Here is a 22,675-nt window from a genome sequence, read left to right on the forward strand (position 1 = left end):
GTTTTATATTTATTTTTATTTACTGTAATCGGGATTTTGATCTAGGTAAGGATTGATAGAAAATTCTCTGGATGGCAATGGTAACAATGCATGTGTTACGGGCTGTCCGAAAGATTGAATCCATGCGTCCCGCTTACCGAAACGCTGCATATCCTGCCAGCGTAATCTTTCTCCAATAAACTCTCTTCTTCTTTCCTGCTCCAGTTCTGATAGGAATACTGCGGGAGAAGCAAAGTCGCTGTTATTACGGGTACTTGCCTTACGAGCTGTCCTCAGTTGATTATATCTGGTAACATCCACAGTTCCCTTACGGGCGGTCGCTTCAGCAACTATCAGATACGCTTCACTATACCGACAGATAGGATAGGAGTTGCTGATCTCCTGCGGGAACTTCATCACGAAGTATACGCTGTCAATGATACTGGCTCCTTTGGTACGTAAGAAGAATGCTTTACGTATATCCGTAGGGTCGTAAGACTTCACCAGGTTGGAATCTGCCCAGGTATTGCCACTACCCGCTACACCAGTACCTCCATTCTTGCCAGGTCCCAACACGAGTGGTAAACCATATTGATTAGTACCAGTAGCTGCAGTTTCATTGATCTTATACAATGCTTCGGTGCTGTTAACTGCTGATTTGAAGATGTCTCCGAAATTGGAAGTCAGCGTCAGTTTACCTGAATTCAATACGGAATTGGCCATGGTCAGCGCTTCATCGTTTCTCCCTAGATTTAGGTACAGTCTTGCTAGCAGCAGTTGTGCAGCTTGTTTGGAAGTGGTAGTAGGATTGGTATAGTCTGCAGAAAGGTCGTTTGCCTTCAGCAGGTCTGCTTCAATCTGTTGGTTTACTTCTGCCAATGTTTTCCTTACAGCCCTGGTCTTAGGATCTTCATTGCCATACACTAAGGGTACGCCTCCAAAATGCTCAGACAGCATCATATAAGCATAAGCACGCAGCAGATAAGCCTCTCCAACGGTGGTGCGTATAGTCGTGTCCGATGCATGCTCCCCTGCATATCGTAATACCATATTCGCATTGGCAATAGCGGCGTATGGCTGCTTGAACATGAAAGTCAGCGTATTGTCTAACGGCGATACATTACACGCTTCCCAGGTAGGAAGTGAAACGGATTGAATGTCATCCGTCATAATATCCTGGTAATCGTAATAGAGATAAAAGGCATTGTTACTGGTGAGCGACAATTTAGCACCGTTTATTACCAGCGGTAAATTGGAACTGTTCAATTGTTGGTAGGTAATCTGTGTATCAGGAACTACCTGGTCCAGTTTTTTGCTGCAGGCGGTCATAGTGAGTAAACTACCGGCAACGCATATATGTGAAAGATATTTTTTCATGTTTACTAAGATTAGAATGAAAGATCAACACCGATTACTGTAGCACGTGGATTTGGCAAGTTTGTGCTGATGATACCTGAGTTGGCGGCAGCTTCCGGATCAAAGCCAATATACTTCGTGAGTGTAAATACATTCTGTGCAGAACAATAGACTCTCGCACTGTTTATTTTTACCCTTGTCAGCAAAGACTGCGGCACTGTATAACTTACTGTCAGGTTGCGTAGACGGAGGTAAGAAGCATCGTAAATGAACTGTGTAGACGGACGATAGTTCCAGTCGTTGGTTTTACCCGCTCCATGCGCACCCGTGATGGCACGTGGCACATCGGTGATATCGCCTGGCTTTCTCCAACGTTTATTAACGATATCGAATTTATTAGGCATGATACCGGTGTAGTCTACATCATAGCTTCTCAGTGTCTGCTCATAGAAATCATATACTTTGTTGCCTACTACATAGTTGAACAGCGCTTCTACAGTAAATCCTTTGTAACCGAAGGTCAGCGTGGTACCACCGATAAACTTAGGTACCGCAATAGGTACGGTGATCATGTCCTTGGAATCGATTTTTCCATCCTTGTTCTGATCTTTATACACCATATCACCCGTCTGTGGATCTACGCCCAGTGATTCATATACCATTACGGAACCTACTGACTGGCCCACTTTCGCTTTGGATTGCGGACCACCGAAAATAAAGGTGCCGTAGTTGGTCAGGGAGTCTTTCAGGGAGAGAATTTCATTACGGTTGATGTTCATGTTGGTAGCCACTTTCCAACTGAAAGCTTTGCTAGCTTTGCTGCTGACGGCGAGTTCCAAGTCCATCCCTTTGTTGCGGATATTACCGATATTATCAGGGATAGAGACTGCGCCATAGATCCAGGATATATCGTTTTTGCTCATCAGGCCATCTGTGGTTTTGTTGTAGTAATCTAATACTACGGTCAAGCGATTGGCGAAGAAGGCGGCATCGATACCTGCATCCAACTGTTTGGTGCGCTCCCAGCGAATATCTGGGTTACCAATTATGCTACTCATCTGTAAGGCTGAATTGCCGTTATAAGAGGTAGCCAGCAATAGGTTCTGTGCATCCCAATAATTTACCGCACGCATATTCCCACTCATACCATAGCTGGTGCGGAGTTTCAACTGATTAATGAAGCGGTTATCGGCCAGGAAGTTTTCTCTGGAAAGATCCCAACCCGCAGAGATAGATGGGAACCAACTGTACCTATGGTTAGATAACAGTTTGGAGGAACCATCGCGGCGGAGAGAGGCATTCAGCATATATTTCCCTTGCCAGTCCACGCCGGCACGTGCAAAGATGGCATCAGAAATTTCCTTGTTGGAGATATTGTTGTTGCCTATGGAACCTGTGCTGCCATAAGCAGAACCAGCGCTCGCGCCAGTGATGCCGTCAATTTTAGGGAATCCTAAGATGTCGTATCCCAGACTGTTCAGCTCCATGCTATAGAAGGTATAACCCGCAGTGGCATTGATACCCAGCTTGCTGATACGTTTCGTATAGGTGAAGTAGTTATCGAAGTTATAGGTGAAGTTGTCTACACCACTCAACTTAAACTGTCCTTTGTTAAACGCTCCCAGGTAGGAGAATGGCGTATAGAAATCACGGTTCAGTGTGTTGAATTTGGTAGCGTTGAAAGATGATCTGAACTGTAAATCTTTAGTCAGTGTCAAATCTGCTGTCAATTTACCGATATAAGAATTGGTCTTATACTTGTTCAGGGCCCCAATCATCGCACCCAATGGATGTTGCTGCTGGCCAACATAATAACCCAGGGTACCATCTGGATTGATGATCGGATCTTCCGGTGTATCAGGGCGCGCATTGAAGGCGGCTACCATTGGATTCGACATATTCTTGGTAACTCCTTGCGTGATGTTAATGCCTCCGTTAAGTTTTAACCAGGAATTCACTATTTGTGTCACATCCAGTCGGCCAGTATAACGCTCATAGGTGCCACTGCCCATGGCGGCATCTTCTGAATAACGGCCTAGCGACATATAGTAATTATTCTTTTCGCCGCCTCCACTCATGCTAGCCTGGATATTATTTACAGGTGCATTTTTATGTTTGATCTTTGCGAGCCAGTCGGTGCTCCTGTTGGCCATTTGGAGCCCGTCAATCTGACTTTGTAACGTTTTCTTTTCATTGTTCAGTTGGCTGATTTGGGCGGGTGTAAGGCCGTTATTAGGATCTGCTAACTGTGTGTTGATGTCGCCGATACGATTGGTGCGTGCATCGTTGAAGGCGGATTTATATTCGTCCGTGGTCAGCATACGGCGACTGGTAGGCACATTGTTGCCACCGGTATAAGCGTTTACTGAGAATGTCGGACGACTGTTCATTTTACCTTTTTTAGTGGTGATAATGATGACACCATTGGAACCACGGGCACCGTAAATAGCCGCAGATGCAGCATCTTTCAGTACTTCCATGCTTTCGATATCCTGTGGGTTGATGGTATTCAGGCTGATAGCGTTTCCTTCCACAATCAGTCCATCTACTACCAACAGGGGATTGGTGGCCACGCCGCTAACGGATTGCGCGCCGCGAATCTGAATATTGGGCGTATTTCCTGGGGAACCGCTGGTACTGGCTACAAAAACGCCTGCAACTCTTCCCTGTAGGGCTTTTCCTGCATCACTGACAATATTCTTTTCCGCCGCCAGCGCATTGCTGTTTACCGTAGAAATAGAATTAGTGACAGTTTTGCGCTGCTGGGAGCCATATCCCACAACTACTGTGCTGTTCAGTTCAACTGCTTTGATACGCATCATAAATGATTGACCTGCTTTTACCAGGCTGGCCTGCATGATGATGTTTTCAAAACCAATGGAAGAAATCTGTATCTGCGCATTCGCAGGAACATTCAATTCAAATTCACCTTTAGCATTCGTGGTGACGCCTTTTGCTGTACCCATGACTTTTACAGTGGCTCCTGGTACCGGCTGCCTGGTGATGGAGTCCCGAACAGTGCCCTTCAACACTTGTTGTGCCGCAGCAGCCATACTGCCTGCACACAGAAGGGATAATAAGACTAGCTTTCTCATACAATAGTTGGTTGATTTTTTATTATGGATGACCCTAGCTGGAATAGGCTACCAAAGTACATCTCCACTAGATTAATTCCTCAGAAAAAGGACGTACCGGATACGAAAATGTACAATCAGGTATTTGACAGGTACGAAAAATATTTTTAGGGAGATAGCCAGTAAACACAAGGGTTTGTACTAATTTCATTGTCGAACATGAAGCCTCACCGTGAACCATACCGCTATTTAATTCATGCCGCTATCTGGATGGCGCTGGTGATGCTATATTGTTATCCTTCCCTGCGCATGAGCATGAATAATGCATTTTCCTTACGCTTTACACTGGTAAGGAATGTTTTATATGGATTTATTAATTTTAATTTGTTTTACCTATTGGTATTTTATCTCTTGGATAAACCTGTACGTCAACGCAAATACCTGCTGGCTGTTGGAGCCGGTATGGCTGCCGTATTATTATTTTGTGTCCTTAAGTACGAAGTAGGTTTTCTTTGGTTCAAGGATGTGATCCTCCAGAAAATGCTGCTGGTAAAATCCATGAAGAATGGCAAAACGGGTACACTACCTCCTCCATATTTTTCTTTTACAGAATATTTCAGGAATGCCTTCAAAACGAGTATGGGAGTGGCCTTGCTGGCAATGGGCTATCGCCTCTTTCTTCATTCTCGTCAAACGGATGATTCAGATATCCAACTACAGTCAGATGCAGTTGCCGCTACTCGGAAATATGAACGCATGCAATCCGGCTCCAGATTACTCTTACAGCACCTCCAGGCATTAACGCCCGTGTTGGAAAAAGAAGCCACCCGCAGTGAAGAAGGGGTACAGGCGATCCTGATCCTCTCTGACTTGCTGCGTTATATGCTCTATGATAAAGCAGCAGAAGAAGGAAAAGCGGACCTTAAAAAAGAATTATATTATTTCCAGCAATATTTATCATTGCGGAAATACCTATATCCGAAACAGCAGGTCATCCTACAGGTGAATGGAATGGATGAAGGCTGGAAGGTGGAACCGTTGTTGCTGCAAGCCAGCACGGAAGAACGCCTGCGGGATTTACAACCATACGAAGGGGAAATCCGGGTAACCGTGAATATTTCAGACACCCTCGAACTAGATGTGAACCCGATCAATAAGCCAGAACGGCGTCTCCATAAAGCAAAATTATATTGTGAACATGTCTAAAGTGAAGCAATTCTTTCAGCTAATGTTGCTCTTCATGCTAATCGTTTATGGCATGAACCTCCTTACGCTGACCATGTTCACAAAGAAAACGCTGCAATACCTGAACGTAAACTCGGGCTTCTTTGGATTTATCAATTTCCTACAGTTTTATGTTTTCTTTATCTGGGCAGTCCCTGCTTTGCTGAAGTCGAGAAACTGGTTGTTGTTTTTACTCCGTGCCATTCCTACGCTCTGTGGATTTATTCTTTTAAAATATTTGTTGTCAACGCAACTATTCCCACAGATAACCCTTTACCAGGGCTATCGATACGACAATATCACCAAGGTGAGAATTGAGCTCTATATTTCTTTCTGGCAATACTTCCGTGATGGCCTATGGACAGGACTCATCATCCTGCTGGCGGCTATTGCTTTACAATTATTCCTGCAATGGCTCCGCGAGGACAAACGCCGGGCCCAGTTAAAACAGCAAATCCAACAAGCGGAATCGGGCTTCCTGAAAATGCAGTTGAACAGTCATTTTCTGATCAATAGTCTGAACAGTATTTACTCCCTGGCACTCGTAGGATCGCCGGAAGTAGTGCCCGCCAATAGAACATTAGCCCACTTACTGTCGTACATGGTGGACCAACCCAACGATGTGGACTATCGCAGTCCTATCCAGGATGAAATCAACTACCTCTGCGATTTTATTAAATTGCAAAGGTTGCGGACCGGCTGTGAAACAGGTATTATCACGAACTTCAGCAAAGACCTCCCGGATAAACAGATTGCGCCCATGCTACTGGTGGCTTTCGTGGAAAATGCCTTTAAACATGGCATTACCAATCAGCCAGAACACCCGGTACGAATAGATTTACAAGGCGATAATAATACCCTCCGATTTAGTGTATTCAACATGCGTTCGAAATACAACAAGGATAAAACCGGGGGCATAGGATTGGAGAATGTAAAGAAACGCTTACAACTGATCTACCCGGAGCAACATCACCTGGTCATCACAGAAACAGCTACAACATATAACTGTAACCTGACAATAAACTGGTAAATATGGCGATTAAATGCATAGTGGTGGATGATGAGCCGTTGGCCATACAGGTACTGGTATCATTCATCAAGAAAACGACAGAACTGGAGCTACTGCGTAGTTTCAGCAATCCATTGGATGCGCTGACGTTTATGAAAACGAACCAGGTAGACCTGGTATTCCTGGACATTCAAATGCCGGAACTCAGCGGCATTGAATTTATGCAACTCCTCCAGAAAGGGGCGCATGTAGTGGTCGTATCTGCATACGACGATTACGCCGTAGAAGGCTTTGATCAGGAAGCGGTAGATTACCTGCTGAAACCAGTATCCTTCGAACGATTTGTACGCGCCGTACAACGGGTGATAGCCCGCCAGGAATCTCCTACCAAACCTGCCATCTCGCCATCTGATAAATTCATCTTCGTACGTACAGATAAACGCATTGTTCGGTTGGATATTTCAGAAATCCTCTTTATCGAAGCACTCCGTAACTATGTAGCCATTCAAACGCCCAAGCAGAAAATTCTCACTCTGCAAAACCTGCGCAGCTTCGAAGATATGTTGGGAAAGGATTTTATCCGCGTTCATAAATCTTTTATTGTGGCGCTGAATAAGATTGATAGTATAGAGAGACAACGTATATTCATTGGGGAACACCACATTCCAATCGGGGATGCTTATCTCAAACAGTTTATGGATGCCCTTTCTATGCCACGTTGATTGCAATGGGAGAGAGAATTTGTTTATCTATTTGAGCAGTATTAGATCCTATCCAGTACAGAATTACGTTTTTACAGTTCCGATTGCATGCTGAAATGACTGGTACGAAGCAGGCATCAGTTTTCTTTTACTTTCTTCTCCACCATTTTTTCAGAGTATTGCTGCATTTTCTGCTTCCGCTTAGACTCTTTCCGTATTCGTATTCCTACTCTAGTTGCAAAAAAGCACAATATGAGGAACCATACTATAAAAAATATGTCTACAATTTTCATAAAATGGATTTTTTTCTAAATTGATTTTACGGCTATTGGTTTCTACTTGAGCAGTATAAGGTCATACTGCCATAGATTACCCCTATACTGCCCAAATAGAATGGTTTAAAAGGTTTAGCTAGTAACAATAATCAATTTTTTGTCACTTGCTTTGCCATCATTTCTTCAGCATGTTGCTGTGCTTTCTTTCTCCGTCTGTTGGTATCTATCCGCATATGAATTCCTGTTCCAAATGCTATGATAGACCCTAAGATTCCACATATTACTCCGAATAATTCTCTACCATCCATATATTAGAGTTTTAGTTCTTCTTGATTGAAAAAAAGGTTATTTGCTTCATAACTTAAATACACACTTCCCAGAAATAAAATAATAGCAAAACAAGTTAACCACGGAAGATTAGGAGCAGGCTTTATAATCTCGAACCCTAGAAAAACGCCTAGTATACATCCCAATAAAAAAATTAAGAAAACGGAAAGTGTAGTGTAAACAAGCTGAGTTTCTAATCTATGGCCCTTTATAAGATTGAAGTTGGACAAATTGATAGCCAAACCTGCAAAAATATAATCCTTTATATCATACCTGATAATATTCAGATCAAGACTTATCATCAACCGAACTATTGCTGGAAATAGGCTTCCAAACAATATGAAAGAATATCCAATAAGCCTAGACTTATTTCGTTTAAAGAACGCTTGTAACATACGGGTTAACCAATGGTTTTTAATAAAAATTGGTGCAGTAAAATAACAGTATTTTTTACTAAAAACATGAAAAAAACTTAATAATTTTTTCAATTTTTTTCTTTTGAAATAGCTGTCATTACTATGTTTTAATAAATCGAATTAGCAATCCTAACATAGTTTTTAATGCCGGTATTAAATTGAAAATTTATGCCAGTAAAATGGTTTTAGATATCTCACTTTTTAAGCACATTGCTGATTATTATTTAACTTGCTGCAAAATAATAATCAGCGATTCATGTCGAAGCATGCGGATATCTTAGCAATGTTCTCCTTGTATTACCCACTGTCAGCGGCTACCTCCAATGAATTGGAAAAGCTGTTCGATTATCGGAGCAACAAAAAAAATGAAATCATCCTCCCTGTAGGGAACATACCGCACTATTATTATTTCATTCAAAAAGGATTGTGGGAATATTATTATCTCGCCGATAATGGAGATAAAGTCATTAAACGTTTCTTCCAGGAGAACAGCTTTGTGGCTTCTACTGCAGCGCTAATCCAGGAAGCCCCCAGTATCTTTGGTATCTCCTGCCTGGAAGCAGGTACCTATATCAGGATACCCGCGAAACCTTTCCGTGCGCTCATGATGACGAATATAGAGCTAATGAAATTTCACATCTCCTATCTCGAGAAAAACTGGATCGTGGATAAAGAACCTATGGAAATAAGCCTCAAATATGAAACCGCCGAAGAACGATACCGTCAATTTAAAGCGGAACACCCCGGCCTGCTGCAGCGCCTAAAACAGCACCACATAGCGGCTTATCTAGGCATCACGCCCACCCAATTAAGCCGTATCCGAAAGCATTAATATTTTCATTTCCTCAACATATGTACATGTTTTGCAAATAAGAGCGACGGACCTTTGACCTGAATTTTAAATTAGGTCAATATGAAAAAGAGTATCTTAATCTTGCTCTTCCTCCTCTTCGGACAGTTGTACAGTCATGCACATGAAATTATCCATAGTACGGTGTTTAGTCCCTCTATGCATCGTAAGATTCCTGTGATTATTATAACACCAGATGTCGTGCCACAACATCGCTATCCAGTGGTCTACATTTTGCACGGTTTCAGCGGAAATCCCGATCGCATTCTCACACAGGATCTACCTACCTTACCCCAACTGGCAGATCAGTTCCAGACTATCTACGTACTGCCAGATGGTAGCTATGACTGCTGGTATGTAAACAGCCCGCTGGTGGCATCTTCCCAATACAATACATTCGTTTCTAGTGAACTGGTTACCGCCATTGATCTCCAGTATCCTACTATAAAAGATCGTGAACACCGCGGATTGCTGGGTTGGTCAATGGGTGGCTATGGTGCACTGCACATCGGCGTAAGCCATCCAGAAACCTTCTCCATTATTGGAAGTACCTGCGGCGCAGTAGATTTCAACTATTTCGGAGAAGGCTTTGGATTTTACCATGTCGATAAATACCTGGGGAAGTTCGCTGATTTAGATCCGAAATTTATGGTGGTGAAGCAACTGGATAAAATGAAGTCGGCACATCAATCTTATTTCCTCGACTGCGGTACGGAAGACACGCAAATGCTGGAAATGAACAGGCATCTACATCAATTGATGACAGACAATAACATCAATCATCAGTATACAGAAAGCCCAGGGAAACATGATGCGACTTACTGGTCTTATGCCCTGCGCATACAACTCCTATTTTTTAATGATATCCTGAAAACAAGATAGGAAAACATCCATTTTCTCAAAATGAAAGGAGCTGCCTCAAATTGCTATTGAGACAGCCCCTTTGCTATATTTATCCTTCAGTCATTACAAAAAATATTACCCTCTCCTCGGCCTTGCGCCGCCACCGCCACCGCGGCCACCACCACCACTCGGCATCGCCCTTGGCGTCGGCGGGGTACTGAAGTTCTGCTGACGCATACCTCCACGATCCCTTTGCATCTGCATCCGGTTAATGTTTTGCTGTTGGGGAGATGGCACAGTCCTCCAACCATTATCCTGCCTTTGCTGCCAGCCATTATTCTGTCTCCTGTAAATATTACCGTCCCCGTCAGACATGATATTGTTGCTTTGCTCGCGACTAGGCCTTGCCTCTGGCCTTGTCTGCGGTAAACGATTATTGTTGGAAGGCGCCCCAGGATTCACATTGGGTAAACGGTTGCCAGGAGTAATATTGTTGCCAGGATTAACGTTGCCGGGTATACGATTAGGTCGGTTGTTGTTACCTGGGCTAACGTTACCGGGTAAACGATTATTATTCCCAGGAGTAGGGAAGGTGGTATTACCCGGCAACCTATTGTTGCCACCCGGATTGATATTATTACCCGGTAAACGATTGCCACCGGCATTTGGCACGCGGGATGGCCGATCTACCGTCTGTATATTCACCCGGTCCCGATACAGGTTATTACTAATGCCTGGCCTACCCGGCGCTATATTGCCCGGCCTTACCGGACGAGTTACATTAATCGGTCTATTGTAATTGATGTTTGGCCGATTGATACTCCAATGCGGCCGGCCATAATACCCGCCATTATAACCCCAAGGCCTAAACGGAGGACGATACAATGGAGGTCCCCACCATCCGCCAAAATAACCGCCACTCCAATACCGGAAGTTCATCCAACCGAAATTAAATGTCCACCCAAAACCCAGACTCCACCCATACCATGGATTATAACTCACGCCAAATCCCCATGTCAACGGACGAGGGAAATAACGTGGTCCCCACCAAGGCCTATATCTCCAGCCTGTTCCCCAAACAATGGTTGGCCCATAGATATAACAATTCAGATACCCCGGCGTATACCCGGTATAGATATAATCCGGCGTAACTTCATATATGTAAACATACTTGGTGTTGTATGCCTCACTAGTGGGTGGAATATTGTCTACATCCACAGGACGGTCCGTACTGATTTCCCAAGGTCCTTGCGGAGAGGTACTAGTAAACCAAACGCCATTATCCACGGCCCAATAACGATTTCCAGACATTAATACGGTAAGATTACTATTCACGGCAGTGGAAAGATTCGTGCCTTGAATAGCCTCGAATTTCGGCGTACCATCATATGTAACGGTGGTGGTAGCACTGGCCCTGTCCACTTTGGCGGTCTGTGGTATCTCTGCATCTGTAATGGCTTCCTCTGCGGCAGGAGTACCTGCCACACTGGCTAATACGCCATCTTTTTCAGAACCATCGGGGATCTTTGCAAAATCCGCTGGCAACTCATCACTGGCAACATAAGTCCATGGCCCGTTTAATGATGCGGCTTTATACCATCTGCCTGCGAGTAAGACATAGGTCTGGTTGTCGTTGATGTTTTTGAAGATATCTTCCAGGGAGTTATCGGCATAGAGTAGGGAAGTTCCCTGCACGTTTTTGTAGGTAATCGGTCCGTCGGTCTGTAGCAACTCTGCGGGTTCTGTGCGTACAATCACTTCCAGCGGCACTGGATTGGTGACCTTTTGCAGGGAATCATTCTTTTCTTTCGACTTCAAATCCGCATCTATGGCTTGTATCGTGGCTGGTAGGTTCCTATTGACTACATACGCGCCTTTTACATTGTTGGAACTGTACCAGAAATTGCCACCGTAGAGATAGTATCTTTTGTCTGTCGGATTTTGTACAATCAGATTAGGACTATTCACCACTCTTTGCATACCCAGGTCTTTATCTTCCTGTAGTCGCGGTTCTCCATCCATAACGACTAGCATAGAAGGTTTGGTCCTGTAAATGATTTCCGGCGGTTTATTGTTGAGATTTACATCCCGTATCTGTTGCTCCGAACGAATGGAGGTCAACAATTCATCCAATGACATGGTAAGGTCCCATTTCGGAATTTCTTTTTCCAATAAAGAAGACAACTGCATCAGCTTGGAGTTATCTTTTATATCAGGGATCTTAATGCGGGAAACGTTCAGGGTTTGCAACGTAGCAGTGCGACTCCCCTTATCCGTATTCAACTGTGCATTCGCCCAGAATACTCCAAAAATGGGTTCTGATTTGGCATTTTCCCTCACGGAAACGGGTGCACGAAGAAATAGATTACTGCCTTGCAGGTTCTCTGGTTGGGGCTGATAAATGGTGACCTTGCCGCCACCATCCAGGGGTATTTCTTTGGGCCAGTGGGTGTCCTGTGCGTGTGTGGATGCACATAGCAAGCAGCAGACCAACAGCAACATCATATAATTTCGCATGACTGGAATGTTAACAGGTTTAGATAAGACAAACCGGCCGCATGCCGTTGCCTTTCCTACATAACACCAGTGGCCGCTGGAAGGTTGACATTTTTAGGGGAGCGTCTGATCCACCAACTTTTCCAATTCAATATATCGCTTATTGCGGTCATCCTGCTGGAAATAGAAGCCCAGTAAAAAGCCGGCATAATGTTTTTCCTTATTTACCCAAGGAAAACTACCAAAGATACCCGGACTCGTTACGGTATGTGTGCCTAATGTCCATTCCCCCAATCCATATCCAAATGACACATCAGCGGCCGGAGAAAAGGAAATGCGTATATCTGGCGTCAGCAGATTGACCTGCATGGCAGCCACACTTTCCTCGCTAAGAATGCGTTTGCCATTATACATGCCCTTGTTTAGGATCATCGCCAGAAAGTGAATATAATCATCTGGCGTACTGTTGCCACTACCTGCCGGTACAGGTACCGCTGCATCTCCGAAATCCGTATTGGGCATGTCTAACGGATCGCTGATGCGCTGTTTAAACAAGGTTCTGAAATCACTACCACTGATTTTCTCCAGTACGGCGCCGGCTATCTGAAATCCTAAGTTGCTATAATGAAATACGGTACCTGGTTTACCCTCCATCGGCATATCAGCAATACCGGCAATGGCATTATCCATGCTGCTCATACGGGCTTCTTCTTTAAAACCCTTCCTTATAGGTGGCGCTTTGATACCTGTTAGATGAGACAAACACTGACTAATGGTAATATTACCTTTGCCATGCTGGGTAAGCACTGGTAGCCAAGTGCCTACCGTATCGGTTAAGCGCAGTTTCCCCTCGTCTACAAATGTCATGACCAATGCGGCACTGAGCCACTTACTACAACTAGCAATAGGGATTTTAGAGCTACTGGTAAATGGATTCAAATCCGGTGTCTGTCCGAACATCTGTGCCATCATCTTTAATCCGAACTTCTGTCGCCCATTGAGTTGACCTGCACCGTGTGAATAAACGATTTTTCCATCCTTGTAAAGGACCAGATAAGCCCTGCCTCCCATAATGGGAGCATGTTGATCCAGCCATTGATCTAACGGTTTGAAATTAGCCTGAGAATGGCCAAAGAGGGGAGGAAGCAATAGTGCGATTGTCAGTAGGAGATGATGGGGGCGCATAGAAATTCGTTTGAGGATTAAATTTATCGCGTATTTTGTAACCGAACCAAATGCAGGAGCTAGCTTGCAGATGGATATTTGTTGCTAAGGTGATGTATTTTTTGTTGGTAAAATAATTTTATGACGCGAAGATTATTGCTATCAGGACTGCTGCTTTGTACTGCAGGCAGTCTGTCTGCCCAAGAACGGTATGAGCTCAACAGTGAATGGAAGTCGCTTCCGGTGAAGGAGGTGAAAATGGATGGAAACCGCATCTCTCTTCCTGCTACGACGCTGAAAAACTGGGAACCCGCTACGGTTCCAGGTACGGTGCTGACCACCATGCTGAATAATAAGCAGGTGCCCGATCCTTTCTATGGGATGAATAACCAAAAGATCCCGGATATCTTTTATACCGGTCCCGAATATTATACCCGTTGGTTTGTTAGAGATTTTAGGGAGATGCCACCCGCTACAGACGGCCAAGTCTGGCTCCATTTCAGGGGTGTGAACGATGGATGCGATATCTACCTCAACGGTAAAAAAGTTAATGCAGCCAGGCACTATGGTGCTTACCTGCGCCAAACCTACAACATCACGGAATTTCTCGCTAAAGATGGGCATAACCGCTTGGCAGTAATCGTATATCCACCAGCAGTTCCCGGCGATCCTAATGGCGGCCAGGGCGGCGATGGTACCATCGCTACAAATGTAGGCCCACAATACACAGCAGGGTGGGACTGGATCCAGCCTATGCGCGATAGAAATACCGGTATCTGGGATAAAGTGACCATCGAAAAAACAGGTGCTGTTCGTATCCTCGATCCGCATGTAGTGACCACCGTGCCAGGCATACGCCAACCAGCCGGAAAACAAGCGCCCGCCATCATTCACGTGGAAGCTACCCTCCAAAACCCTACTACTAACAGCATCTCCGGTAAACTTAAATATGAGCTTGCAGGTAAATCGATTCAGCAAGATGTAACCCTTGCTCCTAAAGGCGTTACAAAAGTGGTGTTGCCAGATCTGACCCTGGAAAATCCGAACCTTTGGTGGCCTGCTGGTTACGGCCCTCAAAACCTCTACCAGTTGCCTTTGGAATTCATCCGCGACGGAAAAGTAAGCGATAGGGAAGAGGTGGAATTCGGTATCCGCGAAATCCAAACGACCTGGAATAATCACACGCGCAGCCGAGAAATACAAGTAAACGGACAACGTATATTCATCAAAGGTGGTAACTGGATCACCTCTGATGCGATGTTCCGCTTCTCTAAAGAACGCTACGACGCGGAAGTACGCTTCCATCGGGATATGAATCTGAACCTGATCCGCATCTGGGGCGGTAGCCTCACGGAAAGACCGGAATTCTTTGAAGCCTGCGATAAGTACGGCTTATTGGTATTCCAGGATTTCTGGATGTCGGGCGACTGCAATGGCCGCTGGCAAGATCCTAAGAAGAAAGACGATCAGTGGACACGCCGCCAATATCCTAATGACCATGGCCTGTTCATCGAAAGCGTAGCGGACCAAGTGAAAATGTTGCGCAATTATCCTTCATTGGCATTCTGGTGCGGAGGAAATGAAATCACGCCACCACAGGATATTTTAGCTGCTATGAAAGACAGCATTATCCCTACACTGGATGGTACCCGCTATTTCTTCGATTATTCCAACTCCGATAGTATGTCCTATAACTTCATCGGTGGAAACGGCGATGGGCCATACGGCATCCAAACAATCGCGCATTTCTGGGAAGATCGCACCTTCCCCTTTAATTCAGAAGTAGGATCAGTAGGTGTAGGTGATATCACATCCTTGAAACGCTTCTTGCCAAAGGAAAACCTCGTGGCGCCTGATTTCGCAAGTAAATCCGTAGACAGCGTATGGGATTATCATAAATACATCGGCTATAATAACAGCATCGATCCATACGGTAAATCCAAAAACCTGGAAGACTGGGCCAATAAAGCGCAACTGGTGAACTACGATCAATACCGCGCCTTGATGGAAGGTTTCAGCGCACATATGTGGGATTGGTACACCGGTGCTATTATCTGGAAAACACAGAACCCATGGACGGCCTTACGCGGACAGATGTACGATTACTACCTGGACCCAAATGCTTGTCTGTATGGCCTCCACAGCGGTAGCAAACCGCTCCATGCGATGTATAATCCTGTAGAGAAAATAGTGATGATCGTAAATAATACCTTCACTTATCACCGGGATCTCATGCTGGAAATTAACGCCTATGATATGGATGGAAAGCAAACTCCTCTAGGACAACTCTTCGTGGAAGCTACGCCTTCCTCTGTACAAAAACATGTAGAATTGAAGACGTTGGTCGATAAACTGAAAGCTAAGAAAGGCATCTTCCTGTCGCTTCGTCTACGTAACCTAAAGCAGGAAATTATAGACGATAACTGTTATTGGCTGCCAGATGAAAATGGTAACTACAGCGGTTTACAGGAGATGACCACCGTGAAACCAACGATAACGGCTATACGTAAATCAGGTGAAGTTGTAGTAACCGTGTCTAACCCAACTGGCGGTCCATTGGCTTTCTTCAACAGAATTTCCCTGCTAGACGCCCAATCCAAAGAGCGTATCCTGCCAGTGTTTTACTCTGATAACTATATCACAGTACTGCCTGGAGAGAAAAAGGAAATTGTTATCAGTGGCGAAAAAGCAGCGACGAAAAATACAGTGGTAGAAGTATTTGGTCATAATGTCGGAAAACAGTTGGTAGAGATTAAGTAAAAAATTACATATGAATTTTTTATTTTGTTTGCCAATCAATGGAAGACATGTTATGAAAAAATGGTTGTTCGTACTGCTGTTGGCAGGTATTTCCACGCAGCTCGCAATGGCACAGGATAAGCCCAGGTTTTGGGACGATGTGCAGGTCATTAAAGCTTGGGATAAAATTTATTATCCGCCGGAACATCCGGTGTTGTTTATTGGTAGCTCATCTATCCGTGTATGGCACGACGTAGAACGTACATTTGCGCCGTATGTGGCCATGAACCGCGGTATCGGCGGGGCTATCATCAATGATATTACTTTTTATCTCAATGATCTGGTATTTCCTTACAAGCCGAAACAAATCGTCATCTATGTAGGGGATAACGATATTCCTGAAGCTACGGCCACTGCCGATACCATACTGATCCGCACAAAGGCCCTGTTGGAAGGTATCCGCGCTAAAATGCCGGAAGTCTCCATCTTGTATATGTCTATCAAGCCAAGTCCTTCCCGGGCTAAATGGATGGATAAAGTGAAAGCCGCTAATGGATTGATACGCAGCTATATTGCTACGCAGCAAAATATGCGCTTTGTTGATATCTTCACACCCATGCTAGACGCGAATGGCAATGCCCGCGCAGAGCTGTTCCGCAACGATATGTTGCACATGAACAGTAAAGGATATAACATCTGGAAAAAAGCGATTTTGCCGTACCTGATAAAAGGTTAACAATTTATTCTATAGCCCGGGAATTGGCTCTTCCCGGGCTTTTTGTCTCCCGATATACTACACTTCTCATTACAATAAACTGTTATACAAACGCAGCATAAAAAAATCAGGGTATATTTGTAGCCCTATGCTGAAGAAACTGCGGAAATTCATATACGATAGAATAATGTATTATGTCAATGCCATTGTGGGCTTTGGCGTTTTCCCAGGCATGCCTTTTCTTGAAGTTAGAAGAACTAAGTTGCTGAACCTCTTGGCGCTTCCTTGTATCCCTTTCATGGCTTTTTTTGCAATATTGAATCTTATCCAAGGAAGATACCTGCTTTCAGCACTCAACCTCACCACTACGCTGGGTTCTGCGATGGTGCTACTGTTGCATCATTACCGTCGCTATCTCTGGGCGCGACTAGCACTCATCGTTACCAGTTCCATTGTATTTACATTTACTGGATTCGTTTATCATAACGGGTCCGAATATTTCCTTTTTAATATTATGATCATCATAGTATTGGTCTATGATAATAAATGGGTGATAACGATCTCCTGTTTGGCCCTGATAGCGGCATTCCTGGGGATTGTTTACTTCCCGCAACATATACCAGGTCTCACGCCGGTTCCTGAAGGAAGAGTATGGATAAATGCTGTTATCGCGCTGGTATTCCCAATGGTTGGTCTCACGTTCTTCAAATACATTCAAACTGATTATCAGAAAGAAATCGAAGCGCAGCAACAGTCTCTCCAAAACATGAATAAAGACAAGGAGAAATTGTTTTCCATCGTGGCGCATGATATCAGAAGTCCGCTCGCTACCCTGGAAGTCTTGCTGGATATGTTCCTTAAAGGAGAATACCCAGAAAAAGATATGCAGGAAGCGGCCCAAGTATTGCATGAGAAAGTCTCCCAACTAGGAGGCTCTCTGGACAATATATTGCGATGGAGTACACGCAGTATGAAAGGGATTCAATCAGCGCCCGAAATCTTCCCACTACTGCCCCTCATGACGGAAGTGCTTTACTTTTTCCGACTCAGCTTACTCCAGAAAAATATTACCGTCGACATGCAAGTGCCGGAATCCCTGACACTCTATGCCGATCGCGATCAGGTATCCGTGATCCTCCGTAATTTCCTCAGTAATGCGTTGAAATTCTCTTATGCCGGTGGCCGTGTTACCATCGAAACCCATGCAGTACAGGATAAAGTATCCATCGCCTTTCATGATCAAGGAACAGGTATGACTCCTAAACAGGTAAATGAGCTGTTTTCCTATAATCAACATCCGGAATATGGTACCAATGGCGAAAGAGGTACTGGTTTAGGACTGGTGCTTTGCCGGGAATTTGCCCAGCAGAATGGGGGAAGTATTACGGTAGACAGCCTGCCCGGGAAAGGGACTAGTCTCACTATTCTCCTGCCTGCACACGGCCCTCACGAAGAAGAGGAAGAACATTTCAATTAAGAGTATTTTGTACATTTATAATAATAAATTCTCCTTAATTAATACTTGATATTCATTTTTTTACTATTTTTCGGGCCCTGAAAATTATAGTTGTTCTTTTACAACAGGAACAACGTTTTGAAAATATAGATTTTGCTTATGAGGTAGACGGGCCGGATTTTATTCTTATTACCGGCCCCTCCATAACTACCTTGCCTATACGATACTAGTCGGTGCTTCCCCGGCAGTCTGATGACAGTTGCTTCTCCTACATTTGATACAGTTGGAATAAACTTTTGGCAACGACAGGTGTTAACCACTTGATGTAACGCCACCACAGTATGGAACGCAGCAAAAATATGGTGACCAAGCTCCTGGACTCCGCAGGAGTACATGTCAATGGCAATCAGCCTTGGGATATCACCGTCCATAACGATCATTTCTATCCTGGAGTACTCAAACATGGCTCCCTGGCCCTCGGCGAAGCCTATATGGCCGGATGGTGGGATTCACCGAACCCGGATGAAATGATTTGTCGCATCCTCTCCGCGAAACTGGAAGATAAAATAAGAGCTAGCTGGCAATTGAAAAAAGATATCCTGCTGTCGCGTATCTTCAACTTCCAACATCCGGAACAGTCCTTTAAGAACGGCCGTAAACACTACGATCTAGGAAACGATCTCTTCGAAATCATGCTAGACAAACGCATGACGTATACCTGCGGTTTTTGGGAAAATGCTACCAGTCTGGATGAAGCCCAGGAAAATAAACTGGATCTTTCCTGCCGTAAACTCCATTTGAAGCCAGGAATGAAGGTATTGGACATCGGATGCGGATGGGGAAGTTTTGCCAGGTTTGCTGCCGAGAGATACGGCGCCCACGTGACGGGCATCACTGTCTCCAGAGAACAGGCGGAGCTAGCCAAAGCTCGTTGTGTTGGACTTCCTGTAAATATTCGTGTAATGGACTATCGCAGCCTAAACGAAAAGTTTGATGCCATTGCTTCCCTGGGTATGTTCGAACACGTGGGATATCGTAACTATCACGCCTATATGCAAGTGGCCCGCCAATCCCTGGAGGACGGCGGCCTTTTTCTATTGCATACCATCGGTGGTAACAAATCTCACTCTATGGCCGATCCCTGGCTGGATAAATATATCTTCCCACATGCGAATATCCCGTCTATTGCGCAGATAGGGAAAGCGATGGAAGACTTTTTCATCATGGAACACTGGGAGAATTTCAGTACTGATTACGATAAAACGCTGATGGCCTGGTACCATAATGTCAATGATAAATGGGATGAACTGGCGAATGCATATGACGTGGTATTTCATCGCATGTGGAACTATTACCTATTGTCTTGTGCAGGCTCCTTCAGGGCCAGAGACAGCCAGTTATGGCAGGTAGTCCTTTCTCCAAACGGTGTTCGAGGAGGTTATAAAATTGCGGCAGACTAATGAAAATGCTTACCTTCAATGCTATATAGCATCATAACCTCGGAAATATGGCGGATCACAGGAATATACCAGACCACATTAAAGGTCTGGACGACGCTGCTGTACTGGCATCACGTAAGCAGCATGGCACCAATGAATACGCAACAGAAGGTAAAAGCAAAATCCTTGAAATACTCCTGGAACTGCTCTCTGAACCCATGCTGATACTGCTCATCGCAGTGACCATCATCTACTTTATTCTCGGTGAAACAAGCGAAGCCTATTTTATGCTGGCAGCCATTGTACTGGTGACGGGTATTTCCTTTTACCAGGAAGGCCGTAGTAATAAGGCATTGGCAGCCCTGAAGAAAATCAATCAACCTTTGAGCATGGTGGTGCGAAAAGGTAAAATTATCAGTATTCCCACCGCTGAAATGGTGGTAGGAGATGTGATGGTCGTGGAAGAAGGCAACACCATTAATGCAGATGGATATGTGCTCCATGCAAACGATTTTTCTGTCAATGAATCTGCCCTTACCGGTGAAGCCTATACGGTGTTTAAATCTGCTGATGGTGATAAACAAGTGTTGAGTGGCACGCTGGTAGCCTCTGGACTGGCCTTTGCCAAAGTAGAGCAGGTGGGCAGCCACACGAAAATAGGCCAACTAGGCACCGCTATCCTTACCATCAAGGATGAGCCCACCTTACTCCAGAAACAGATTACCAGTTTTGTAAAAGGCATGGCGATCATTGGCGTGGCGGTATTCATGGCGGTATGGGGGTATAATTTTTATATCAGTGGCAGTTTGATTGATAGTCTGCTCAAAGGCCTTACCCTGGCGATGTCTATCCTTCCGGAGGAAATCCCTGTGGCCTTCACTACGTTTATGGCGCTTGGTGCGCGCCGACTCATGCAGGTTGGTATCATTGTCAAGAAAGTGCGTACAGTGGAAGCATTAGGTAGTGCTACGGTGATATGTACAGATAAAACGGGTACTATCACCGAAAACAGTATGCAGTTGCATGATGTATATGCAGCCGATAATGATACTTTATACAACAGTAATAACTGGGAAAACGATACTGCCAAAGCGATTATCAATATGTCGATGTGGGCAAGCGAGCCAGTGCCGTTTGATCCGATGGAAAAGACTTTGCATCATATCTACGGCAAACTCAATAAGGATGATCTTCGTACTCGTTTCAGCATCGTACATGAGTATCCGTTAGGGGGTACACCGCCCATGATGACACATATATTTGAAGATAAATCTGGCCATCGAATCATTGCCGCGAAAGGTGCGCCAGAAGCGATTTTGGCGGTATGTGGCCTGTCGGATGAAATCAAGTCGCGCATCAGTAAAAAACAACTGGAACTCTCCTGTCAAGGATACCGCGTATTGGCAGTCGCCACTTCTGATTTTCAAGGATATGATTATCCCACAGAACAGCAACAATTGCCATTCACTTTCATGGGATTGATCACTTTCTATGATCCGCCAAAAGCGAATATCAAAGAGGTATTTGATAAATTTTATGATGCAGGCATCGTAGTAAAGATTATTACGGGAGACAACAGCGCCACCACGCGGGCCATTGCCCAGCAAGCAGGGTTGCGTAACGCTACGGAAACCATCGACGGTAGTGAACTGATGAAATTAGATGAGAAAGAACGTCAGGAGAAAATGGAGTCTATCAATATTTTTACGCGCATGTATCCGGAGGCGAAACTAGCCGCTATCAATGCATTGAAGGCAGATAATGAAATCGTAGCGATGACCGGCGATGGCGTAAATGATGGTCCTGCGCTGAAAGCGGCCCATATCGGCATTGCGATGGGCGCCAAAGGTACGGAGATCGCCAAGCAGGCGGCAGCGCTTATCCTCAGTACGGATGATCTCAGCGGCATGGTGGATGCGGTAGCTATGGGCCGAAGAATTTATAACAATATACGTCGCGCAGTACTATATATCGTGGCGATTCATATTCCCATTATTCTCACGGTATCGCTGCCACTGTTCCTAGGATGGTTATATCCCAATATTTTCACGCCTATGCACGTGATTTTCCTGGAACTGGTGATGGGTCCTACTTGCTCGGTGGTATATGAAAATGAACCGATGGAGAAAAACACTATGAAGGTGCCCCCTAGGCCATTGAATGAAACTTTTCTCAGTTGGGAGGAAATGGGCCGAAGCATATTGCAAGGGGTAGTCATTACCATCGGCGTACTAGGCGTATACAAGTGGGCAGTAGCACAGGGATATAAAGAGCAACTCACTCGTAGTATGGTATTCACAACGCTCATCATCGCCAATATTTTCCTCACTATGGTTGATAGGTCTGCCTATTATTCTTTTATCACTAGTATGAAAAATCGCAATATGCTGATGGTCGGCGTGATTACCTTCACCCTCTTGGTAACGGCCATCATGCTATATGTACCCGCTGTGGCCAACTTATTCAGCATAGATCCGCTGAACATGCGGCAATTGCTGATATGTACCGGTGCTGGTTTACTCAGCGTACTTTGGTATGAAGTGGTAAAATTCTTCAGAAGAAAACAACAGCCTTTGCATTAATTACAAAGGCTGTCTTTTTCGTATACACGT

The 22,675-nt window shown here is 44.7% G+C and carries 14 protein-coding genes; 10 read left to right on the forward strand and 4 right to left on the reverse strand.

Annotation, left to right across the window (positions count from 1 at the left end; translation table 11 throughout):
• Positions 1 to 15 precede the first annotated feature (15 nt).
• Together JO154_RS10610 and JO154_RS10615 are read right to left on the reverse strand one after the other, a co-directional pair.
• Positions 16 to 1,356, reverse strand: coding sequence for a RagB/SusD family nutrient uptake outer membrane protein (locus JO154_RS10610; protein WP_291944917.1), 1,341 nt, complete (start codon positions 1,354 to 1,356; stop codon positions 16 to 18).
• An 11-nt stretch (positions 1,357 to 1,367) separates the two neighbouring features.
• The gene (locus JO154_RS10615; RefSeq protein WP_291944920.1) at positions 1,368 to 4,430 is read right to left on the reverse strand and encodes a TonB-dependent receptor; all 3,063 of its coding nucleotides are present in this window, start codon (positions 4,428 to 4,430) and stop codon (positions 1,368 to 1,370) included.
• Between the two features lie 198 nt (positions 4,431 to 4,628).
• Here JO154_RS10615 and JO154_RS10620 point away from each other — a divergent pair, with 198 nt between their 5' ends.
• The 5 genes from JO154_RS10620 (at position 4,629) to JO154_RS10640 (ending at position 10,093) form a co-directional block, all read left to right on the forward strand.
• Complete coding sequence (locus JO154_RS10620) at positions 4,629 to 5,615, forward strand: hypothetical protein (RefSeq protein WP_291944922.1); 987 nt, start codon at positions 4,629 to 4,631, stop codon at positions 5,613 to 5,615.
• Positions 5,608 to 6,663, forward strand: coding sequence for a histidine kinase (locus JO154_RS10625; RefSeq protein ID WP_291944925.1), 1,056 nt, complete (start codon positions 5,608 to 5,610; stop codon positions 6,661 to 6,663). Before JO154_RS10620 ends, JO154_RS10625 begins: the two co-directional genes overlap by 8 nt.
• 2 nt (positions 6,664 to 6,665) lie before the next feature.
• Positions 6,666 to 7,364, forward strand: coding sequence for a LytTR family DNA-binding domain-containing protein (locus tag JO154_RS10630; RefSeq protein WP_291944928.1), 699 nt, complete (start codon positions 6,666 to 6,668; stop codon positions 7,362 to 7,364).
• Positions 7,365 to 8,617: 1,253 nt separating this feature from the next.
• On the forward strand, positions 8,618 to 9,193 hold the full coding sequence (locus JO154_RS10635) for a Crp/Fnr family transcriptional regulator (protein ID WP_291944930.1): 576 nt from the start codon (positions 8,618 to 8,620) through the stop codon (positions 9,191 to 9,193).
• Positions 9,194 to 9,274: 81 nt separating this feature from the next.
• Entirely contained in the window at positions 9,275 to 10,093 is an 819-nt protein-coding gene (locus JO154_RS10640) for an alpha/beta hydrolase-fold protein (protein ID WP_291944932.1), read from the forward strand.
• 96 nt (positions 10,094 to 10,189) lie between these two features.
• Here the strand turns inward: JO154_RS10640 and JO154_RS10645 are convergent, their stop codons facing one another.
• On the reverse strand, positions 10,190 to 12,571 hold the full coding sequence (locus JO154_RS10645) for a hypothetical protein (RefSeq protein ID WP_291944935.1): 2,382 nt from the start codon (positions 12,569 to 12,571) through the stop codon (positions 10,190 to 10,192).
• Between the two features lie 93 nt (positions 12,572 to 12,664).
• The gene (locus JO154_RS10650) at positions 12,665 to 13,735 is read right to left on the reverse strand and encodes a serine hydrolase (protein WP_291944937.1); all 1,071 of its coding nucleotides are present in this window, start codon (positions 13,733 to 13,735) and stop codon (positions 12,665 to 12,667) included.
• Positions 13,736 to 13,855: 120 nt separating this feature from the next.
• Here JO154_RS10650 and JO154_RS10655 point away from each other — a divergent pair, with 120 nt between their 5' ends.
• The 5 genes from JO154_RS10655 to JO154_RS10675 all read left to right on the forward strand — a co-directional run bounded on the left by JO154_RS10655 (position 13,856) and on the right by JO154_RS10675 (position 22,645).
• Entirely contained in the window at positions 13,856 to 16,474 is a 2,619-nt protein-coding gene (locus JO154_RS10655) for a glycoside hydrolase family 2 TIM barrel-domain containing protein (protein WP_291944941.1), read from the forward strand.
• Positions 16,475 to 16,526: 52 nt separating this feature from the next.
• Positions 16,527 to 17,189: a GDSL-type esterase/lipase family protein gene (locus tag JO154_RS10660; protein ID WP_291944944.1), complete on the forward strand. Its 663-nt coding sequence runs from the start codon at positions 16,527 to 16,529 to the stop codon at positions 17,187 to 17,189.
• Positions 17,190 to 17,316: 127 nt separating this feature from the next.
• Positions 17,317 to 18,645 carry a HAMP domain-containing sensor histidine kinase gene (locus JO154_RS10665; protein WP_291944948.1) on the forward strand — a complete coding sequence of 443 codons (1,329 nt, stop codon included), beginning with the start codon at positions 17,317 to 17,319 and terminating at the stop codon, positions 18,643 to 18,645.
• Between the two features lie 320 nt (positions 18,646 to 18,965).
• On the forward strand, positions 18,966 to 20,084 hold the full coding sequence (gene cfa, locus JO154_RS10670) for a cyclopropane fatty acyl phospholipid synthase (protein WP_291944951.1): 1,119 nt from the start codon (positions 18,966 to 18,968) through the stop codon (positions 20,082 to 20,084).
• Between the two features lie 47 nt (positions 20,085 to 20,131).
• Positions 20,132 to 22,645: a cation-translocating P-type ATPase gene (locus JO154_RS10675; protein ID WP_291944954.1), complete on the forward strand. Its 2,514-nt coding sequence runs from the start codon at positions 20,132 to 20,134 to the stop codon at positions 22,643 to 22,645.
• The last annotated feature ends 30 nt before the right edge of the window (positions 22,646 to 22,675 follow it).

This window comes from Chitinophaga sp., assembly GCF_019236475.1.
Classification (GTDB): domain Bacteria; phylum Bacteroidota; class Bacteroidia; order Chitinophagales; family Chitinophagaceae; genus Chitinophaga.